Consider the following 20,806-nt stretch of genomic DNA (forward strand, 5'->3'; position numbering starts at 1 on the left):
GGTAAGTAAACAGCGAGGGGCGGTAGCGTGCCCGGACCTGATAAAGAGAGAATCTCATGGAAAATCCAGCCGTTCTGTTACGTCGTCTCAACCCTTACTGCGCCCGCGCGATGGAAGGCGCCGCCTCCCTGTGTCAGACCCGCGCGCATGCGGAAATTCTGCCCGAGCACTGGCTGCTGAAATTGCTGGAACAGGGCGAGGGGGACATCACGGTGATTGCCCGCCGCTACGAGTGGGATATGGATGCGGTATGGCAGGGTTTGCTGGCCTTTCTGGATAAACTCCCGCGTTCGGTGCGCAGCCGTCCGCAGCTCTCGGACAGTCTGCAGACACTGATGCAGAACGCTTGGCTGCATGCCTCGCTGGCGGGTGAAACGCAGATCCGCAGCGTTCATCTGCTGATGGCTGTGGTGGAAAAGCCGTCGCTGGTTCGCTGCGACGGCCTGTGGCCGCTGACCACCACCGGACAAAGTCAGCTCGAGCGCCTGCGTGGGTTGCTGGATGCGCAGTCTGACGAGCGCGAAGAAGTACAGCAGGAAGCGGCGCTGAGCAACAGTGATGACGTGGCGTTTGTGGGGCGTCCGGTCAATGCGGAAATAAAAGAAGGAGAGCTCAGCCCGGCGCTGCAGAACGCCCTGGACAAGTTTACCCTCGACATCACCGCCCGCGCCCGCGAAGGCAAAATCGACCCGGTGTTCGGCCGCGACAATGAAATCCGCCAGATGGTGGATATTCTCTCCCGTCGCCGCAAGAACAACCCGATTCTGGTGGGCGAGCCGGGGGTGGGCAAGACCGCACTGGTGGAAGGCCTGGCGCTGCGCATCAGTGAGGGCAACGTGCCGGACGCGCTGAAGCCTGTCTCCGTGCGCACCCTCGACCTCGGCCTGCTGCAGGCGGGCGCGGGCGTGAAGGGCGAGTTCGAGCAGCGCCTGAAAAACATCATTGAGGCGGTGCAGCAGTCGCCGCTGCCGGTGCTGCTGTTTATCGACGAAGCCCACACCATCATCGGGGCAGGTAATCAGGCGGGCGGCGCGGACGCAGCCAACCTGCTCAAGCCCGCCCTGGCGCGCGGGGAACTCAGAACCATTGCCGCCACCACCTGGAGCGAATTCAAGCAGTACTTCGAGCGCGACGCCGCGCTGGAGCGGCGCTTCCAGATGGTAAAAGTCGACGAGCCGGACGACGACACCGCCTGCCTGATGCTGCGCGGCCTGAAGTCCCGCTACGCCGAACACCACGGGGTGCATATCACCGATGAAGCGGTAAAAGCTGCTGTCGCCCTTTCAAGACGCTACCTGACGGGCCGCCAGCTGCCGGACAAGGCGGTGGACCTGCTGGATACCGCCTCTGCGCGCGTGCGCATGAGCCTCGACACCGTGCCCGAGCCGCTGACCCACATGAAGGCGCAGCTCACCGCGCTGGATATGGAAAAGCAGGCGCTGATGGAGGATATCGCGGTAGGAAGTTCCTCCCACGGCGAGCGCCTGGCGGCGATTGAGCAGGAGGAGATCCGCATCATCCTCGAACTCGACGCGCTGGAAACCCGGTACGGCGAGGAGATGAAAATCACGGAAGACTTGCTGGCCTGCCGCCAGGACATCTCCCGCCAGGCAGAAATCGCGGCGTTGCAGGAACAGCTCAGCGCCGTGCACCAGGGCAATCCGCTGCTGGGGCTGGATGTGGACACCCGCACCGTGGCGACGGTGATCGCCGACTGGACCGGCGTGCCGCTCTCCTCATTAATGAAGGATGAGCAGACGGAGCTGCTGAGCCTGGAAAATAATCTGGCGAAACGCGTGGTGGGCCAGGACGCGGCGCTGAACGCCATTGCGCAGCGCCTGCGCGCCGCCAAAACCGGCCTCGCGCCGGAGAACGGCCCGCAGGGCGTGTTCCTGCTGGTCGGCACCAGCGGCACCGGCAAAACCGAGACCGCGCTGGCGCTGGCGGACGAGCTGTTCGGCGGCGAAAAATCCCTGATTACCATCAACCTCTCCGAGTACCAGGAGCCGCACACGGTTTCCCAGCTCAAGGGCTCGCCTCCGGGCTACGTGGGCTACGGTCAGGGCGGTATCCTTACCGAGGCGGTGCGCAAGCGCCCGTACAGCGTGGTGCTGCTCGATGAAGTTGAAAAAGCGCACCGGGACGTGATGAACCTGTTCTACCAGGTGTTTGACCGCGGGTTTATGCGCGACGGCGAGGGGCGCGAAATCGACTTCCGCAACACGGTGATCCTGATGACCTCGAACCTCGGCAGCGATCACCTGATGCTGCTTTTACAGGAACAGCCGGACGCCACCGACGGCGATCTGCACGAATTACTGCGCCCGATCCTGCGGGAACACTTCCAGCCCGCGCTGCTGGCGCGCTTCCAGACGGTGATTTACCGCCCGCTGGGCCAGGCGGCGATGCGTACCATTGTTGGCATGAAGCTGAACCAGGTGAGCAAACGCCTGGCGCGCCACTATGGCATGAAAACCGTGATTGCCGACAGCCTGATGGACGCGCTGACGGACGCCTGCCTGCTGCCGGATACCGGGGCGCGCAACATCGACAGCCTGCTGAACCAGCAGATTTTGCCGGTGCTGAGCCAGCAGCTGCTGACGCACATGGCGGCGGGGCAGAAGCCACAGTGCCTGACGCTGGGCTGGGATGAAGATGGGGGGATTGTCATAGAGTTACGGCAGGCAGGCGAATAATGACCATCCACGATAAAGAAAAGGACAAAGAAAAAAAGGATAAGAAAGAAGGAACGCTGCGGTTACTGACTTCAGGAGAGATCGCGCTAGCGAAGTCTGTATTCAGATCAACGATCCCTTATCATAAAGTTTGGATCCATTTTGACAGTTATCTTCCTTTTGGGTTGCAGGATCAATATACGGCGATAGCTCCGAATGGAGAAATTTATTTCCGCGAGCACTACCGGGAAGATTATTCACACACTGTTCCTTTCTATCAGCATATGTTTATCCATGAAATGGCACATGTCTGGCAGCGAGAAAAGGGATTGAATGTCATCGGGCGGGGCCTGGTCAGTTGGGCAGTAAGTTACCACTATGTACTGGATAGCCCTTATTTGAGTGAATACCCTATGGAGCAGCAGGCACAAATTATCGCTGACCATTTTATTCTGAATGCTGAAGGATACACAAAATGGTGTGATCTCAGAGATCAGGATGTCATTACGCTTGATGGGAATATCAGCGAGCCGATTATCCGGCAACTGTATCAAAATACGTTGCGGGGGTTTCCATGGTAAAAATTGGCCGGCAACATCATTTTTCAGCATTTCTTTTTTTATTCTCCCTCCCTTTACTGACGGGATGTCCTGGGGATCGATGGCGATTCGACGAAGAAACAACAGTCAGCATTATGGGGGGGAATATCTGTTTTGCTGTGCCGGATGCAGAAGACTACCAACCGGTCAATATTGCAATTAATCCAAGAGGGACTCTGCCGAGCCAGGAGAATATTATCTTTCGCCCGGCTCTAAGAATAGAAAATAGCTATCTGTGTCTCCCCCCATCTTTTTATCTTTTTCCGGATAAGGGGCAATATATAATCAGCTATGTCCTGCGTTCAAAACGTCATGAGGACACGCCGCGCAGAATGGTCGCCGGGATAGAAATTCATAACAAATGTATTTTCGCTATTCCGCTTACTGACATGGAAGCGGTGAGGCCTTATGGAGAGTTGAGCAACAATAATGCTCAGGATGATCAGCGCAGGCATTATGGTTCCTGCGAACCCCCTTTTAAATCTGTTCATGGAATGAATAATAATGAATCTGACTGATGCGCTGCAGAGCGTTTTATCTGCATCAGGAACACTGAATCGCTACCGGCTTGATATTCCCTCTTGTTCGTCGCCCCTGGACGTTGAAGAGTTCAGTGGAACTGAAAGCATGAGCCGGATGTACAGTTACGACATTATTTTTACCAGTACAAACAAATATCTTGATGCCAGCCAGTTGCTGCGTAAGCCGGCCACTCTGACAATGGGCGGCGGTTTACTTGAGACTCTGACGGAGCAGAAAAAAGTACACGGTGTTATTACTGATTTCCGAAGATTGTCCGGCTCTGCAGACCAGACGCTATACCGTATCACGCTAAAACCTTTTCTCTCCCTGTTGGACAAGCAGCATCGCTCCCACCGTTTTTTCGTCAATAAATCGGTGCCGGAGGTGGTGGAGCAGGTGTTGCAGGAGCACGGCCTGCACGATTGGGAGTACGAGTTTAACCTGAAGCAGAGCTACCCGAAGCGCGAGCAGATAAACCAGTACCAGGAGAGCGACCTGGCCTTTATTCAGCGCCTGCTGGCGGAAGTGGGGATATTCTACTTCTTCACTTTACAGGAAGATGCCCAGACGGAAGTGGTGCACTTTGCCGACGCGCAGCGGGCGCTAATTTTCGGCAAGCGACTTCCGGTGAACAGCCCGTCCGGGATGAGCGACAGCGGCGCGGAATCGGTGTGGGGGCTTAACGTCGCCCACAACGTGGTGGAAGCGAACGTCACGGCGAAAGATTACAACCACCGTGACGCGCAAAGCGTGCTCCAGTCCGCCCCGGCCGATATGACGCGGGGCGACGGCGAGGGGATGACCTATGGCGAGGTGTATCACTACCGGCTGCGCCACCTTGAGCGCGGCGACAAGTTTGAGCCGCAGGCAGAAACGGCCAACTTTTATGCCCGCCTCGACCATGAACGTTTTCTGGCGGAGCAGGTTCGCATCACCGGTAAAAGCACGGATGTAATGCTTGCCCCGGCTCAGGTACTGACCATCACCGACAGCCTGCCACCGACGCTGCCAGAAATACTCCAGGAGCCGTTATTGCTTACCGCCGTCGGGTTCACTGCCAGCCGTAAGGACGCACTCCAGGTAACCCTACTGGCGGTTCCCTACAGCGAGACGCTGTGCTGGCGTCCGCCACTACTGCCGCGCCCGAAGGTGACCGGCACCATGACTGCGCGGGTCACCAGCGCAAAGGCGAATGATATCTATGCATGGCAGGACGCATCCGGTCTCTATCGGGTGAAATTTGACGCCGACCGGGATGACAAGTCCCAGGGCCAGGAAAGCATGCCGGTGCGCCTGGCCAAACCTTACGGCGGTGACGTGTACGGCTTCCACTTCCCGTTAATTCAAGGGACAGAAGTAGCGATTGCCTTCCATGAAGGCGATCCGGATCGTCCGTATATCGCCCATGCCCTACACGACTCCCGCCATGTGGACCATGTGACTGAGAAAAACAGTACCCGCAACGTGATCCGCACGCCGACGAACAACAAGCTGCGGATGGAAGACAAGCGGGGCGAGGAGCACATCAAGCTCAGTACCGAGTATGGTGGCAAGACGCAGCTGAATCTGGGACATAACGTGGATGCCGGGCAGAAACCGCGGGGGGAAGGATTTGAGCTGAGAACTGACTCGTGGGGAGTTATCCGTGGTGGAAAGGGTGTTTTTATCAGTGGTGATGTGCAGCCAAATGCACAAGGTGAAACCCTTGATATGGCCGCCGCTGTTGCACAATTACAAAGTGCGTTAGAACTAGTTACTGCGCTGGCTCAAAGTGTCGCGGTGTCTGGGGCTCTTAATGCGGACCGTTCATCACAACATCAACTCAACCAGGCTCTGAACCAGTTAAAAGAGGCGGGGATTCTGGCATCAGCACCAGCAGGAATTGCATTAACAACGCCCAAAAATATCCAGTTGTCGTCCGGGCATACATTGACGGCTACAGCAGGCGAAAATATAGATATGAGTATTTTCAAAAGGCTAACCGTCGCGGCAGGCGAGGCGATAAGTTTATTTGCTCAGAAAATGGGTGTAAAGCTATTTGCTGCCAGAGGCATTGTAGACATACAAGCACAAACAGATGCGATACGTATTCAGTCTGATAAATCTATGAATCTTAATAGCATTAATGATGAAATAGTATTGAATGCTGCGCAGGGAATAACCCTGACCAGTACTGGGGGGGCATATATAAAAATTAAAAATGGCTCTGTTGAAATTGGTGCGCCCGGAAAAATTGATCTAAAAAGCGCCAGCATATTATGGGGGGGAGCATCTTCACTTGAAAAAAACCTTCAACCTATGGTGGTTGAGGATCCTCAATTTAAATACCCTATGAATGAACGATTCCAGATTTTAGATAAAAATACAAACCAACCAAAAGCGTTTATATCCTATCGCATAGAAACTAGTGAAGGCACAACCCTTCGTGGTATGACTGACGAAAATGGTTACACACAATGCCATTATGGATTTGATTCTAAATCTATTAAATTGTTTTTTGAATAAATAAGGACGTTTTACTATGAATGAGCAGGAAGCTCCAGTTGCCGAAGGTACGTTAAATAAAAAAGAAGAGAGTGCTGTTGTAGCACATCACGAATCAACATTGATTTATTTTAGTGCTGAAAAAGAAGACCTCATCCTTCTTAATGAAAAAATTGCATTTGATCTGGAGCAACATGCCAAAAAGCTAATGATATTGGTGGATGAAGTTCATAAAGCAAAAGAGATATATTCATCGGCAATTGAAGCTTATGGGAAAATTATGTCTCATCCTGACAGAGTTGCTGAACTTCCTCAGCTTGAAGCTAATATATCAGAAGCGGAAAAAAAGTTAGCAGATAAGAAAGAAGATTTACAAAAAGAGCTAGGAGATTTTGAATCAGAAGGTACTGGTTACAAAGATATTGTCGAGCTGATACCGATAAAAACAAAAAAACAACAAGGAGCCCGTCAGGGTATCGGGAGTCGTTATGTATATGTAAAAAAATCTTACATTGACAATTTGGGTACTGGAAATATACACCGGGTCAGTATACGCGGGCGTGACCGTGCTTCTGCGAAAGAAAGCATATTTAATCGTGATCAGAATGGAAATATAAAAAGTATAAATACACAAAAAATAAAAGAACAGTTAAGGAAAATTGAAGCTGAAAATAAAGGGGTTGTTTTATTTGAAGTCAAAGATATTGGTAAGATAGATAAGACATTATGTGAATGGGCTGATTCCTGGAACAATAGTTTGCTAATGGAAAAGGAAATCGGTCAGAGCATTGATGTATCCCTTGGCGCACAATTTTTGCGTTTTACATCTAATACTGGCGCATCAGGAGAATGGGATCCCTATAACGGAAAACTAACAATTAAAGGTGAGCATAGCACAGTTCTGTCAGTTGCATCAGGAACGGCCAGTGCAAAATTTTTTATGCCGGATCGTATTGGTTGGGCTTTGAAGATGTTGCCTCCTCCCGGAAAGACTAAAGTTCTCAATATGGGCATGTGGCGAATGTATCTGGAGACATCTCTTATCGGTTTTGCGGGGGCATCACTACAGGTTGAGGCACAAGTCCAGGTAACAACCATTGGCGCAAAACAGGTAATTATAGGGGATCGTGAAGGGCGCCTGCCTCGTTTCAGTAATCGACATTCTTCTACAGGCGCCGCGTTTCATCGAGCCAGAGAAAAAAACGAAGAAGGTGCATCTGCCAGTGCTGAAATATTTGCCGGGGCCCGTGCAGAATTTAAAATGAAAGGTGGGGTTCAGTGGTTGCAGCCTGTAGAGCTAACGGTCCATCAGGGAAAAACAGGAGATGACGCCAAAGAGGCCGCCGAATTTGTTGACTTTTGTTCCATTACAGAAGCGATAGTCGGAATGGTGGGATTTGGTGCTGGTGGTAAATTTCAGTGTGACTTTATCAATGGACGCTTCTGTTTCAGCATTGCCGCTAGCCTGTGTTTAGGCGCAGGTGCCAAAGGTTCTTTTGAAGCAGAAGTTGACTACGATAAACTTTCCGATTTTGGGTCCTGGTTGGTTTACCAGCTATATGGCCTTGATTATTCTTTTTTTGAGGTGATTTCAGAACGTGCATTTGAGGCTTTTACAAAGATAAGTGTTTTATATTTAACCGAGGTAAAAGATAAACTCGAGGCAGAATTGAAAACTTTTCAAGCGGATGTGGATAACATTAAATTGGAGTTCGCTGAATTTGTCACTTCGTTCGAAAAAGGTATGGTTGAATCGAAAAAAAGGAACGAAATTGCTAATCGTATTTTATCTAATCCTAAGTATTTATTAAAAATAACCCCTGAGGCTAAGGGTATCTTAATTTATTTACTCACGCGTCATGGCTTTAACGATCACAGGGATTTAGATAATCGGGTTATGCTTGATATTTATCATGATCGTAAAGAGGCTATATTAACCATCCTGGATAGCATCCAAACTCAACGTGAATGGTTTCAGGTTTTTAGCCATTGTAACGTAGACGGGAGTGATTTAGCTTCAGGTAATGCTGCATTAAGATACATGGTTGCTCAAAGGAAAATAAATGAGCTAAAAGAGTTTTTGCAGGAGGGAGTCAACAAGGATAAAGAAATGGATAAAATATACAAAAGGTTAAAGATGAGACCTTCCTGGGGCTATGCGCTTGCCATGAATAATACTGCATTTTATAAGTTATACAGGATGAATAATCTTTTTTATCCTAAATCCATGATATTTAGCCCTGTAAGCGACAGTAACGTTATTGAAATTTAAAAAGGTATATATGAAAGATGCAATAAGAGCAGGTTTAATGTTGCTGGCAGTTTTGCCGCTGATTTCATGCGACCAGCAGAAACAGGCGGCAAAAGTTCCGGAGAAGCCTGGCGCAGAACTCTCAAGTTTTATCGCTGAGATCAAAGAAAATCTTGTCTATGTTAAAGGCGGTGAATTTCTGATGGGTGATTATGGTGAGCAATACGGACCGGAACATTTACCCTATGACGCCAGACAGCACAGTAAACCGTTACATAAAGTCGAACTAACAGGCTATTCGATAGGTAAATTTAAAACAAGCAACAAAGAATATCAGTTCTATCTGGCCTATAACAATTTACCCGGAAGAGATATTAATTTGAGTTCCGGAATCAGAAAACTCTGGCGGGAAGTGAATATGACGCCTGAAACACCGGCGCATGTTGACTGGTTTGAAGCGGAAAATTATTGCCGCTGGCTGGCGACCATTACAAAATTACCTTTTTCGTTACCTACAGAAGCACAGTGGGAATATGCTGCGCGTAGCAGGGGGAAGTTTGTTATTGTTCCCACTAACGATGGCACTATACGTATTGAACAAGGTGATAAAAGTAATGTGGCCTGGGAGAGCGATAGCAAAGAGTATGCAAAAAAAATGGGTACGTCACTGGGTGTATTTTCTCCGTTGCCCGGTAATCTTTATCCGCCAAATCCTTTAGGTATTTACGACATGGCCGGTAATGGCTGGGAATGGATAAAGGACTGGTACGATCCTGATTATTATAAATACTCACCGGTAAAAGATCCGCAGGGGCCGGAAAAACCCATGTTTAAAGACAGTCGGGGTAATTATACCAGAGTGATACGTTCTCAGGATTATTCCGGGCCAAGGCGTGGCGCAACTATTTTCCGTTTTTTTTCAGATCCTGCCAACAAGGGATATCTTCCCACCAACAAGACGGTACGTTGCGTGGTAAACAGCGCAGATCCGATTAAATAACGATGCGGATAGCAGCTTAATGAAGTAAGGAAACTGAAATGAGTGCTTTTTACAGAGCTGGATTAATTCTGATAACTGTTTTGCCACTGGTCTCCTGCGACCAGCAGAAACAGGTGGCAAAAGTTCCGGAGAAGCCAGGGGCAGAACTCTCAAGTTTTATCGCTGAGATCAAAGAAAATCTTGTCTATGTTGAAGGCGGTGAATTTCTGATGGGTGATTATGGCGAGCAATACGGACCGGAACATTTACCTTATGACGCCAGACAGCACAGTAAACCGTTACATAAAGTCGAACTAACAGGCTATTCGATAGGTAAATTTAAAACAAGCAACAAAGAATATCAGTTCTGTCTGGCCTATAACAATTTACCCGGAAGAGACGTTGATTTGAGATTCCGAAACGGACAACGCTGGCACGAGAAAAATATGACGCCTGAGACACCGGCGCATGTTGACTGGTTTGAGGCGGAAAAATATTGTCAATGGCTGGCTGTCATTACTGAATTGCCTTTCTCTTTACCTACCGAAGCACAATGGGAATATGCAGCACGTAGTCGCGGAAGGTTTGTTATTGTTCCTACCGATGATGGAACTATACAGATAAAAGAACGTAAGGGCATCAATATCACCACTTCGGATGATCGTGAAATTTTCGCCCGGGAGCAAGGCACTCGTTTAGGTATATTGTCTCCAATGCCACGAGATGCAAGGCCGCCAAATCCTTTAGGCATTTACGACATGGCCGGTAATGGCTGGGAGTGGATAAAGGACTGGTACGATCCTGATTATTATAAAGACTCACCGGTAAAAGATCCGCAGGGGCCGGAAAAACCCGTCTTTAAAGATATTTACGGAAATTATACAAAAGTAATCCGCTCACAGGATTTTTCCGGGCCAAGGCGTGGCGCAACTATTTTTCGTTTTGACTCAGATCCAGCTAACGAGGGAGAGGTAATGCTGCCAACTTACTGATTTAGTGTATGATGGTGATTTTGAGGTGCTCCAGTGGCTTCCATTTCCATCAGATGTCCTTCCTGCTCCGCTACTGAAGGCGTGGTGCGTAACGGCAAAAGCACTGCCGGACATCAGCGCTATCTCTGCTCTCATTGCCGTAAAACATGGCAACTACAGTTCACTTACACCGCCTCTCAGCCCGGTACGCACCAGAAAATCATTGATATGGCCATGAATGGCGTCGGATGTCGCGCCAGTGCACGCATTATGGGCGTTGGCCTCAACACGGTTTTACGTCACTTAAAAAACTCAGGCCGCAGTCGGTAACCTCGCGCATACAACCGGGCAGTGATGTGATTGTCTGCGCTGAAATGGACGAACAGTGGGGCTACGTCGGTGCTAAATCACGTCAGCGCTGGCTGTTTTACGCGTATGACAGGATACGGAGGACGGTTGTGGCGCACGTCTTCGGTGAACGCACTCTGGCCACACTGGAGCGTCTTCTGAGCCTGCTGTCGGCCTTTGAGGTCGTGGTATGGATGACGGATGGCTGGCCGCTGTATGAATCACGCCTGAAGGGAAAGCTGCACGTTATCAGCAAGCGTTACACTCAGCGCATTGAGCGACATAACCTGAATCTGAGACAACATCTGGCAAGGCTGGGACGGAAGTCACTGTCGTTCTCAAAATCGGTGGAGCTGCATGACAAGGTCATCGGGCATTATCTGAACATAAAACACTATCAGTAAGTTGGAGTCATTACCTAATTCGTGCCTGTTAATATAAAAAAAATTCCAGAAGAAAAACCCTTGCCTGTTGCTCCAAATAAATTACGTTGGCTCTTTGCGATTGTTCTGTGTGTAATTGCTGGCGTGGTTGTAGTTCCGACTCTGTGGCCTAAATATCTTCCTACACGTTCTGAATGGTTCTGGTTTTGTACGTTGATGTTGCCTTTATCCATTGGGGTTACAGGATACATCATACGGTTACGCCGCTATGAGAATAAACGCGATAGCGTGCTCTGTTGGAACCGTCTATATCAAAAACAGTATGAAGCGCAAATTTCACTGGGTCAGAAGGCTGTGGGTATGCTGGGAATGAGTTACGTCACGCCAGTTGCCAACAATAAACTTGCTGTAGCGCTTTTACGAGGAGGACGTGGGCTTCAGACGCACTATTTGCCAGAAATTCAGTCTACGATAACAACTGCATCTCTTCCTCTATTACCTAAAGAAGATTACCTGACTCGACTGGAATCAATATTAACAACTGTTATCGGGCAATTGCATAGTGAGTTGATTCAGTTTACCGGAAAATTATTTGTTCGTATTCATCATGATGGCGTGTTGGACAGTGAACAAATTCTCGCCGTCTGGCAGAAGGTTTTTCCCGCTTCATGTCCCGTCACTGATATCAATGTCAGTACTGACAACAATGGGTTGATGTGGATCGATGAATGGCTGGACAGACAGGATGATGCGCTTGTCCTTTCTGTTGAAAGTAATTTATTTCTTCAAGCACGCGATCAGCAGGCAGAATCTGTATCAGCTTTGTTGCTGGCCTCTTCGGCATGGCTGACGCGCTATCGTGTAATGCCGCAAACGTGGATACATCGTCCGGTTAGGATCTCCACTCCGGAAGAGGACGTGGCAGAAGTAGCCCTTTGGGGAAAAATAACTCCAGCGGTACCCTGGTTCTTCTGGCGGGCTCAGGTAAAAAGTAGCGTACTTGCTGAGGCTCTCATTGCAATGGATAAATCGGCACTCCTGTCTGAAAAAAAAGGAGAAATGGTACTGGAGGATACTTTTGGCAGACCGGGGGCAGCAGTGGGGAATATCACATTAATTTGCGCCTGTGAACACGCTGTCGCATCGGGGCTGGCTCAATGGCTGATAACTAGCGCTAAAAGCACGCAAATGGCGATTATCCGTCCGGCTTAATATCATGCAAGGATTGTGATGTGGAAAAGAAAAAGCGGCTCAGTACATGGTTAATTATCCTTCTGATTTCGATCATCGGTGGATTTCTTATATGGACTGAAAATCCTGTCGTTCATCTTCTTACTACAGAGAAAAAACTGATTGTATCTCTGGCTGTAGCTGGGGTTTGCTTATTTATTTTGCTCTGTGACGATCTATTTGTCCGATTATGGCAGTGGCTCATCTCGCAGAGCTTTATCCAGCAGCTTCGGAAATTATCAGATAAAAGTCATCATCGGGAGGAAATATTATTTATTGACAGAAAAAAGCATTGTGAGGTGTTCAAGAGTATTCACCTGTATCTTCATCATACTTATGGCCGCACCTGGTCCCGCAAGCTCCGCATCCTGCTCGTAACCGGCAGCGTCACCGATGCCGAACAGCTCGCCCCGAAACTCACGCAGGAACTCTGGCAGGAAGACAAGGGCACGCTGCTGCTGTGGGGAGGAGACCTGAATACCCCGGCAGACACCGACTGGCTGGCCGCGCTGCGTAAACTGCGCCGCTGCCCGGTCGACGGGATCGTGTGGGTCACATCACAGCTGGACTCACCGACTGAGAATGCCACGCCGGTACTCACTCCAGATGCGATGGACACGCTTGCCGCATCGCTCAGTGCGCGCTATACCGCTCTCGGCTGGAAACTGCCGCTGTACGTCTGGTCGCTGCACTCCCGCACCGGGCAACAGGCCGGTCGGGTCACCCAGCCCGTTGGCTGTCTGCTGCCGCCCGACTGTCGTGCTGAAGGGCTGAGCAGCCAGCTTGCCACCCTAACGCCAGGACTTGTCACGCAGGGCATTCAGCAGATATGCGCGAAAGTGCAGCACAACTTTCTGTTGGGCCTGGCCGATCAGCTCTCACGCGTGCCGGAAACGGTGACAGAGCCGCTGTCGATCCTACTTAATCCGTACCGTCCGCTTCCGCTGGCGGGCGTGGTGTTCAGCCCGCCGTCAGTGGGAGCCGCACGCAGCGTGAAACACCACTGGGGTAAGGATAACCGCTGGGACATTATTACTGATTCGGTGCAGTCGCTCCCGGCGGGTCTGCGCCCGCGTAAGCCCGGCATCACCGCCCGGCAGGTACTCGCAGGGGCCGTGATTCTTGTGATGGCCGGATGGGCTATAACCATGGCGGCCTCCTTTACCGTCAACCGCAGCTTGGTGGCGAGGGCACAGGAGCAGGTCCAACTGGTTTCCGCGGAGAAGCAATCCCTGGCGACACGTCTGTATGCGCTCTCAGAGTTGCAGAAAACCCTTTCCCGCCTTCAGTACCGTGCTGATCGCGGCGCACCCTGGTATACGCGCGGCGGCCTCAGCCAGAACGATGCCCTGATGGCGGCGCTCTTTCCGCGCTATGCCGAAAATGCGATACCGCTGCTGCGCGATGCGGCTGCGGTTCATCTTCAGCAGCAGTTGAATGCCTATGTACAACTGCCACCGGACAGTCCGCTGCGGGAGAAAATGACCCGAACGGCCTGGGAACAGCTGAAGCTATACCTGATGCTTGCGCGTCCGGAGCGGATGGATGCGGCCTGGTTCTCCGGGGCGTTGATGCAGAACTGGCCCCAGCGTCCAGGAGTGAAGGATGGTGTCTGGCAGGGTACCGGTGCCTCGCTGCTGCGGTTTTACGGGGCTAATCTGCCAGCCCATCCGGCGTGGCGCCTGCATTCTGATGACGGGCTGGTAAGCCAGGTGCGCACGCTGCTGGTCCGCCAGATGGGGATGCGCAACAGCGAATCCACGCTGTATCAGAAAATGCTGGCACAAGTAGCGAACCAGTATGCCGACTTGCATCTGTCGGATATGACCGGCGATACGGATGTGTCGCGCCTGTTCACCACCAATGAAGTGGTGCCGGGAATGTTCACCCGTCAGGCGTGGGAGCAGGCCGTTCAGCCCGCCATTGAAAAAGTGGTTGCGGAGCGCCGTGATGAGATGGACTGGGTGCTGAGCGACAGCAGGCAGCCAGCTGCGCAGCAGACCTCTCCGGAGGCGCTAAAGGCCCGCCTGACAGAGCGCTACTTTGCTGATTTCGGCGGTGTCTGGCTCGACTTCCTCAACAGCCTGCGGCTCCAGCCCGCGGCCACGCTGTCGGACGCCATTGACCAGCTTACCCTGATGGCCGATGTGCGCCAGTCACCGTTAGTGGCACTGATGAACACGGTAAGCGTGCAGGGGCGCACCGGACAGACTGGCGAGGCCCTTTCCGACTCGCTGGTGAAATCGGCGAAGAACCTGTTTAACCGTGATGAGCAGGCCGCTATAGACCAGCAGGTCGGCGCACACGGCCCACTGGATGCAACCTTTGGTCCGGTACTGGCGCTGATGGGCAGTCAGACGAAAGGGGCCGGGAATACTGACCTAAGCTTCCAGACTTTCCTGACCCGTATCACCCAGGTGCGCCTGCGCCTTCAGCAGGTCACAAATGCCACCGACCCGCAGGCGATGACTCAGGCGCTGGCGCAGACGGTTTTCCAGGGTAAAGCGGTGGACTTAACCGAAACCCGGGATTATGGCAGCCTGGTGGCGGCAGGCTTGGGGCAGGAGTGGAGTGGATTCGGGCAGACGGTGTTTGTCCGCCCGATGGAGCAGGCCTGGCAGCAAGTGCTCGCGCCCGCAGCTGAAAGCCTTAACGCCCAGTGGCGCAGCGCGGTGGTGGACGACTGGAATACTGCCTTTGGCGGACGCTATCCATTTAAGGATGTCAGCAGCGAAGTCTCGTTGCCGCTACTGGCGAAATACCTGAACGGCGATTCCGGGCGCATCGCCCGCTTTTTACAGACCCGGCTCAACGGTGTGCTCCATAAGGAAGGGAGCCGCTGGACGGCGGATAGCATCAATGCGCAGGGTCTGACCTTTGACCCGGCATTTCTTAAGGCGATAAACACCCTGAGTCATATCTCGGACGTGGTGTTTACCAATGGTGAGGCAGGGCTGCACTTTGAGCTGCGCCCGGGCACGGCGGATGGCGTGATGCAGACGGACCTTGTTATAGACAGCCAGAAGCTGGTCTACATGAACCAGATGCCTGCCTGGAAGCGCTTCAGCTGGCCGGCGGACACCGAAGCACCGGGGGCGGCCCTGAGCTGGATAAGTACGCAGGCTGGCACCCGGCAGTACGCGGATATGTCAGGGGCGTGGGGTTGGATTCGGCTGCTGGACAAGGCCACGGTCAGCGCGTATGCCGGGGCGGGCAGCAGCTGGAGCCTGAACTGGAAAGCGCCGGACGGCAGAGCGTTGAACTATACGTTGCGCACGGAGGCCGGAGAAGGCCCGCTGGCGCTGCTAAAGCTGCGTAATTTTACGCTGCCAGAGGCCATTTTTACTGTTACAAACCCGATGGAAGATGTGACGGTATTTTCTGATGACAATGATATCGCAAAGGAGGACTGGTAATGGCATCCATTACAACCCTGATGGCGGCCTGCCAGCTGGAGAAAGATACGATGGCGGCGCAGGTGCAGTCCCGGCTTGCTCTGTGGAACAACTGGCTGCTGCCCGTCTCTGACGACAACTCCACGGGCGATGACCCCGGCTATGACGACGATTTTCAGCTGATGCGCGAAGAGGTGGGTAAGCTCTCCGGCATGGACACGGAGCTTATTTGCCAGCTTGCTGAAAAGCTGCTGATCACGGCCACAAAGGATATCCGCGTGGCCACGTATTACGTCTGGGCGCGGCTGCACCGTGACGGCGAGGCGGGACTGGCTGACGGACTGGAGCTGCTTGCCGCCCTGATGAAGCGGTATGGCGCACAGCTTCACCCGCAGCGGGAGCGCAGCCGAAAAGCGGCGCTGGAATGGCTGGGGAGCAGCCGGATGCTGGACAGCCTTTCTCTGTATCCTGAGGTAATAAAGCGCGAAGCTGAACGCACCGCCGGTGCGTTGTGGCTGCTGGAACAGTGTTCCGTACAAACTGATGAAGTAGAACGCCCGCAGTACGGCGCGCTCTATGGCGCGCTGGAAAGCCGCCTGCAGAAATCCGGCGGCATGGACGCGGTCGTACCGCAAAACGTCAGCGGGAGTCACCACGTCACACCGTCATCCGACAGCGTACCGTCACTGACGGGAATTGCATCAGGCCAGGAGCTACTGTCGCAGGCGCGCATTCTGGCGGAGTACCTGCGAAGCCAGCCGGCTGGCTGGCTCTCTGCCCACCGGCTTATAAAGAACCTGCGTCACGACACCCTGCACCAGTTACCGCCCCTCTCATCTGACGGTAAAACCCGCATTGAGCCGCCAAAGCCGGACCAGCGTGCACAGCTGAAACGGCTGTACCTGCAGCAGAGCTGGCGCGAGCTAATGGAGGAGGCGGACAGCCTGCTATCGCGCGGGGCGAACCATCTGTGGCTGGACGTGCAGTGGTACCTGCATCAGGCGCTGGAGAAATCTGGGCAGGAAGCGGAAGCCGCGCTAATCCAGTCTGACCTGAAGGGGCTGCTGTCCCGCCTGCCGGGGCTGGAGACGCTGGCGTTTAACGACGGCACGCCGTTCGCCGATGAGGTGACCCTGAACTGGATAAGACAGCAGGTAACGGATGATCCGTCGGGCTGGCAGGAGAATCACGTGGCCATAGCTCCGGCAGGGGAAGACATCCTGCAACTTGAGCCGGAAGCGCTAACGCTTGCCGACAGCGAAGGGACGGAGGCAGCGCTGGCCTGGCTGCAAAACCGCCCTGGCATGACCACCTCACGCGAACGCTGGCTACTGCGCCTGCTGATGGCGCGCATTGCCGAACAGACTGGCAAAAACGAGCTGGCACTGCATCTGCTGGCTGAACTGGACATTCATTCGACAACCCTTACGCTCACCCACTGGGAGCCTGAACTGCTGTTTGAGGTAAAGGCCAGGCGGCTAAAATTGCTGCGCACAAAAGCTGCACGCAGTGAAACCGACAAAGCTCGCCTTCAACCAGAAATGGATCACCTGCTGGCCGGGATGATTGCCATCGATCCCGGCAGGGCCGCCGTGCTCTGTAGCTGACCCTTATTCTGCAAGACCCAGGAAACTCAATGGACGATTTAACCCTGCGCTATTTCGACGCCGAAATGCGCTACCTGCGTGAAGCGGCAAAAGAATTTGCACAAACTCACCCCGACCGGGCGGCGATGCTCGACCTCGACAAGGCGGGCACGCCCGACCCGTACGTGGAGCGCCTGTTTGAAGGCTTCGCGTTTTCCGTTGGCCGCCTGCGCGAAAAGATTGATGACGATCTGCCGGAGCTGACGGAAGGGCTGGTTAGCATGCTGTGGCCGCATTATTTACGCACCATCCCATCGCTGTCGGTGGTGGCGCTGACGCCGGACCTGCCAGCCATGAAAATGGCCGAAGTTATCCCCGCCGGGCTGGAAATCAGTTCCCGTCCTGTGGGGCCGAAGAACACCGTCTGCCGCTACCGCACCACCCGGGACGTGACGCTGAACCCGGTTGCGGTATCGGCTGTCACCATGACCGCGGAACCGGACGGACGCTCAGTCCTGCGCGTCCGCTTTTCCTGTAGCGGTCAGGCAGACTGGCAGCAGACAGACCTGACGCGGCTGCCGATTTATCTGGGAGAAGATGCCGTAACAGGCAGCGCCCTGCACCTGTGGCTGACGAAGCGCCTGGTGGCACTGTACATCCGGCTGCCGGGACAGGATGACCGTATAAAGCTGGACGGTTATTTTTCGCCGGGTGGATTCGGAGAACAAGACCGTTTGTGGCCTAAAGGCGATAGCGCGTTCAGCGGCTGGCAGTTGCTGCTGGAGTATTTTTCCTTCCGCGAGAAGTTTATGTTCGTGCACCTCAACGGGCTGGAAAACATGACGCTTCCGACGGGTATCACCCATTTTGACATCGAAGTGGTGTTCAGCCAGATGTGGCAGAGTGATTTGCCGGTGACGGACAGCGCCCTGCGTCTGCATTGCGTACCGGTGATTAACCTTTTCACCCTGGAAGCTGACCCGCTGACCATCAGCGGACTGGAAAGCGAATATTTACTGCGACCAAAACGGCTTCAGGACGGACACACGGAAATTTATTCCGTCGACAGCGTAACCGGCTCCGGGCGAACCGGTGATGCGCGTTACGTGCCGTTTACCAGCTTCCGTCACCGGGGCGGGATGATGCGCCGCCACGCACCGGAGCGCTATTACCATACCCGCGTGAAGCGGGGCGTTACCGGTATGCACGACACCTGGCTTGTTCTCGGTGGACAGCAGTGGGAGGCTGACCGGCTGCTGACTCGGGAGACTGTATCGCTGCGTATCACCGGGACCAATGGTCAGCTGCCGCGCCGTGCACTGCAGAGTACGCTGCTGGACCGCTGCGAACAGATAAGCGAAACGCCGTTCACGGTACGTAATCTGTGCAAACCGACGTTGCCCGCCTATCCGCCGACAGAAGACCGCTTCCACTGGCGGGTGATGAGCCATCTGGGAACCCGTTTTCTCAATATGATGAGTAGCGCAGAGGTGCTGCGCGGCACGCTGTCGCTTTACAACTGGCTCGATGATGAACTCAACAACCGTCGTCTGGATGCCATTCTGGACGTCAGGCACCACCGGATCCAGCGCTTTGAAGATGGCTTCCTGCTGCGCGGCCTGGACGTAGAGGTCACGCTCGACAGCAACGGTTTTACCGGCGAAGGGGATGTGCATCTGTTTGGCGAAATGCTCAACCGCTTTTTCGCGCTGTATGCCGACATGAATCAGTTTAACCAGCTCACGCTTATTGTTCAGCCAGAAGGGAAGTGTATCCGGTGGAAAGAGAAGCACAGTCCGCGCCTGCCCGGATGATGTCGCAGTTACGGCAGCAACTGCCGTATATGAATTTTTATCGCTTCTGCCAACTGCTTGAGCAGATCGATCCGGTTGCGCCGGTGCCGGGCAGTGGCTGGCAGGTGCGTCAGGAGCCGATCCGGTTTCGGCCTCACCCGGGGATGGGTTTCCCGTCCAGTGAAATTCGGGGAATGGAAGACCCTGAGCCGGAACATTCGCATCTCCCGCCGACAGTGCGCGTCAATTTTATGGGGCTGTACGGCGTGGAGTCGCCGCTGCCGACGCACTATATCGACGATATCGCCCAACGGCGGGAAGGGTATGAAGCTGCACGCGATTTTCTGGACATCTTCAACCACCGATTGATTACCCAGTATTACCGTATCTGGCGCAAATATTCGTATCCGGCGACTTATGAGGCGGGAGGCGCGGATAACACCTCACAGTATCTGCTGGGGCTGGCTGGGTTGGGGATTCGGGGATGTGCGGCAACGGCAGGTACGCCGCTGTCACGCTTTCTGGCGCTGCTACCTGCGCTACTGCTGCCGGGGAGGACAGCGGAAGGAACGGTCTCGCTGGTAACGTTGCTTGCACCCGATACCGGTGCAGCGGTGTATCACCATGACCGCTGCCGGGTTCCGCTGAAGCAGCAGGTTACCATGAGTGCCCGGCAGCCCGTCAGCCTGAAACATCGTCCTGTAATGGGCAATTATGGGACGGATGTAAACGGTCAGATTCTGTTGCGGCTGACAACCAACAATCCCGATGAAGTACGCGGTTGGCTACCAGGGGGCGAACTGCATCAGGACCTGATGGCGCTGCTGCACGTCTATCTGGGATCACACCTGGATGTGCGACTGCAGCTGTGCGTGGCACGGCATTTACTGCCGGATGCACGACTGGCATGCAGCGTAGATGCTCCCCGGGTGGGGCGTACCGCAGTGTTGCGACCATTGGTTCCGCAGCAGAACAGGGATGACATGATAACCATTAACCTGGGGCGATATCAGTGCGTCCGGGAAAACATTCACCGAAGGGAGAGCGATGAAGATGGCGATTACCGCGGGTAACACCTCCGCCACGCTGCTGGCATTGTGCCTGGCGGCAACATTAACCGGCTGTGGGCTGACGCAGAAGATATCCGATGGCACGGTTGCGGCGACCAAATCCATTTTTTACAAACAGGTAAAAACCCTGCATATGGATATCCGCGCACGGGAAGGTGTGAATAACAACGCAAAAGGGGCGTCGCTGGCGACAGTAGTACGTATTTACCAGCTGAAAGACCGCAAGGCCTTCGACAGCACCGATTATCCGTCGCTATTTGCCATGGACAGCCAGGCCATTAAAGCAGATTTAGTGGCAGAAAAAGATATCCGCCTGCGCCCGGGAGAATCTTTCTCGCTGGATATGCCAATGGAGGAGGCGGCGCAGTTTGTGGCGGTGGCCGGTATGTTTATGGCACCCGATCAGGAAAACAATACCTGGCGTCTGGTCATCACCCGCGATGAACTGGATCCGGACACACCACGTATTATTGAAGCCAGCAATAACAGTTTGACCCTGCAACCGCTGAAGGATGACTGA

At 53.5% G+C, this 20,806-nt stretch carries 14 protein-coding genes; all 14 read left to right on the plus strand.

The genetic code is table 11. The features are described from left to right. Positions 1-56: 56 nt before the first annotated feature. The 14 genes from tssH to tssJ all read left to right on the plus strand — a co-directional run bounded on the left by tssH (position 57) and on the right by tssJ (position 20,806). The gene (tssH, locus tag C3F35_RS22090) at positions 57-2,696 is read left to right on the plus strand and encodes a type VI secretion system ATPase TssH (protein WP_103793336.1); all 2,640 of its coding nucleotides are present in this window, start codon (positions 57-59) and stop codon (positions 2,694-2,696) included. Continuing rightward, positions 2,696-3,256 (plus strand): type IV secretion protein Rhs, encoded by a 561-nt coding sequence (locus C3F35_RS22095; RefSeq protein WP_103793337.1) that lies wholly within the window; start codon positions 2,696-2,698, stop codon positions 3,254-3,256. The genes tssH and C3F35_RS22095 overlap by 1 nt, the downstream gene beginning before the upstream one ends. Next, the gene (locus C3F35_RS22100) at positions 3,250-3,792 is read left to right on the plus strand and encodes a putative T6SS immunity periplasmic lipoprotein (RefSeq protein ID WP_072010717.1); all 543 of its coding nucleotides are present in this window, start codon (positions 3,250-3,252) and stop codon (positions 3,790-3,792) included. The genes C3F35_RS22095 and C3F35_RS22100 overlap by 7 nt, the downstream gene beginning before the upstream one ends. Then, complete coding sequence (locus C3F35_RS22105; protein ID WP_103793338.1) at positions 3,779-6,301, plus strand: type VI secretion system Vgr family protein; 2,523 nt, start codon at positions 3,779-3,781, stop codon at positions 6,299-6,301. Before C3F35_RS22100 ends, C3F35_RS22105 begins: the two co-directional genes overlap by 14 nt. A 16-nt stretch (positions 6,302-6,317) precedes the next feature. Next, positions 6,318-8,552 carry an ATPase gene (locus C3F35_RS22110; RefSeq protein WP_103793339.1) on the plus strand — a complete coding sequence of 745 codons (2,235 nt, stop codon included), beginning with the start codon at positions 6,318-6,320 and terminating at the stop codon, positions 8,550-8,552. A 10-nt stretch (positions 8,553-8,562) separates the two neighbouring features. Next, entirely contained in the window at positions 8,563-9,531 is a 969-nt protein-coding gene (locus C3F35_RS22115; protein WP_103793340.1) for a formylglycine-generating enzyme family protein, read from the plus strand. A gap of 38 nt (positions 9,532-9,569) precedes the next feature. Beyond that, a complete protein-coding gene (locus C3F35_RS22120) occupies positions 9,570-10,502 on the plus strand; it encodes a formylglycine-generating enzyme family protein (protein WP_103793341.1) in 933 nt (310 codons plus the stop codon). A 33-nt stretch (positions 10,503-10,535) separates the two neighbouring features. Further along, a protein-coding gene (locus tag C3F35_RS22125; RefSeq protein ID WP_094106546.1) for an IS1 family transposase occupies positions 10,536-11,233 on the plus strand; the annotation gives its coding sequence in 2 pieces (ribosomal slippage) (positions 10,536-10,785 and positions 10,785-11,233; 699 coding nt in all). A gap of 21 nt (positions 11,234-11,254) precedes the next feature. Beyond that, entirely contained in the window at positions 11,255-12,424 is a 1,170-nt protein-coding gene (locus tag C3F35_RS22130; protein WP_032611096.1) for a hypothetical protein, read from the plus strand. Between the two features lie 20 nt (positions 12,425-12,444). Next, positions 12,445-15,858, plus strand: a complete 3,414-nt coding sequence (locus C3F35_RS22135) for an ImcF-related family protein (RefSeq protein WP_103793603.1) — start codon at positions 12,445-12,447, stop codon at positions 15,856-15,858. After that, positions 15,858-17,444, plus strand: a complete 1,587-nt coding sequence (gene tssA / locus C3F35_RS22140) for a type VI secretion system protein TssA (protein ID WP_103793604.1) — start codon at positions 15,858-15,860, stop codon at positions 17,442-17,444. The genes C3F35_RS22135 and tssA overlap by 1 nt, the downstream gene beginning before the upstream one ends. Before the next feature lie 29 nt (positions 17,445-17,473). Further along, complete coding sequence (gene tssF / locus C3F35_RS22145; protein WP_103793605.1) at positions 17,474-19,237, plus strand: type VI secretion system baseplate subunit TssF; 1,764 nt, start codon at positions 17,474-17,476, stop codon at positions 19,235-19,237. Further along, the gene (gene tssG / locus C3F35_RS22150; protein ID WP_103793606.1) at positions 19,192-20,289 is read left to right on the plus strand and encodes a type VI secretion system baseplate subunit TssG; all 1,098 of its coding nucleotides are present in this window, start codon (positions 19,192-19,194) and stop codon (positions 20,287-20,289) included. Before tssF ends, tssG begins: the two co-directional genes overlap by 46 nt. Next, entirely contained in the window at positions 20,270-20,806 is a 537-nt protein-coding gene (gene tssJ / locus C3F35_RS22155) for a type VI secretion system lipoprotein TssJ (protein ID WP_186279184.1), read from the plus strand. Before tssG ends, tssJ begins: the two co-directional genes overlap by 20 nt.

The sequence above is a fragment of the Leclercia sp. LSNIH3 genome (assembly GCF_002935105.1).
Taxonomy (GTDB): domain Bacteria; phylum Pseudomonadota; class Gammaproteobacteria; order Enterobacterales; family Enterobacteriaceae; genus Enterobacter; species Enterobacter adecarboxylatus.

Coding starts and splice junctions, on each gene's coding strand:
- C3F35_RS22100 (WP_072010717.1), top strand. CDS start 3,250: ATGGTAAAAATTGGCCGGCAACATCATTTTTCAGCATTTCTTTTTTTA.
- C3F35_RS22095 (WP_103793337.1), top strand. CDS start 2,696: ATGACCATCCACGATAAAGAAAAGGACAAAGAAAAAAAGGATAAGAAA.
- C3F35_RS22120 (WP_103793341.1), top strand. CDS start 9,570: ATGAGTGCTTTTTACAGAGCTGGATTAATTCTGATAACTGTTTTGCCA.
- tssJ (WP_186279184.1), top strand. CDS start 20,270: ATGGCGATTACCGCGGGTAACACCTCCGCCACGCTGCTGGCATTGTGC.
- tssH (WP_103793336.1), top strand. CDS start 57: ATGGAAAATCCAGCCGTTCTGTTACGTCGTCTCAACCCTTACTGCGCC.
- tssF (WP_103793605.1), top strand. CDS start 17,474: ATGGACGATTTAACCCTGCGCTATTTCGACGCCGAAATGCGCTACCTG.
- C3F35_RS22115 (WP_103793340.1), top strand. CDS start 8,563: ATGAAAGATGCAATAAGAGCAGGTTTAATGTTGCTGGCAGTTTTGCCG.
- C3F35_RS22110 (WP_103793339.1), top strand. CDS start 6,318: ATGAATGAGCAGGAAGCTCCAGTTGCCGAAGGTACGTTAAATAAAAAA.
- C3F35_RS22105 (WP_103793338.1), top strand. CDS start 3,779: ATGAATCTGACTGATGCGCTGCAGAGCGTTTTATCTGCATCAGGAACA.
- tssA (WP_103793604.1), top strand. CDS start 15,858: ATGGCATCCATTACAACCCTGATGGCGGCCTGCCAGCTGGAGAAAGAT.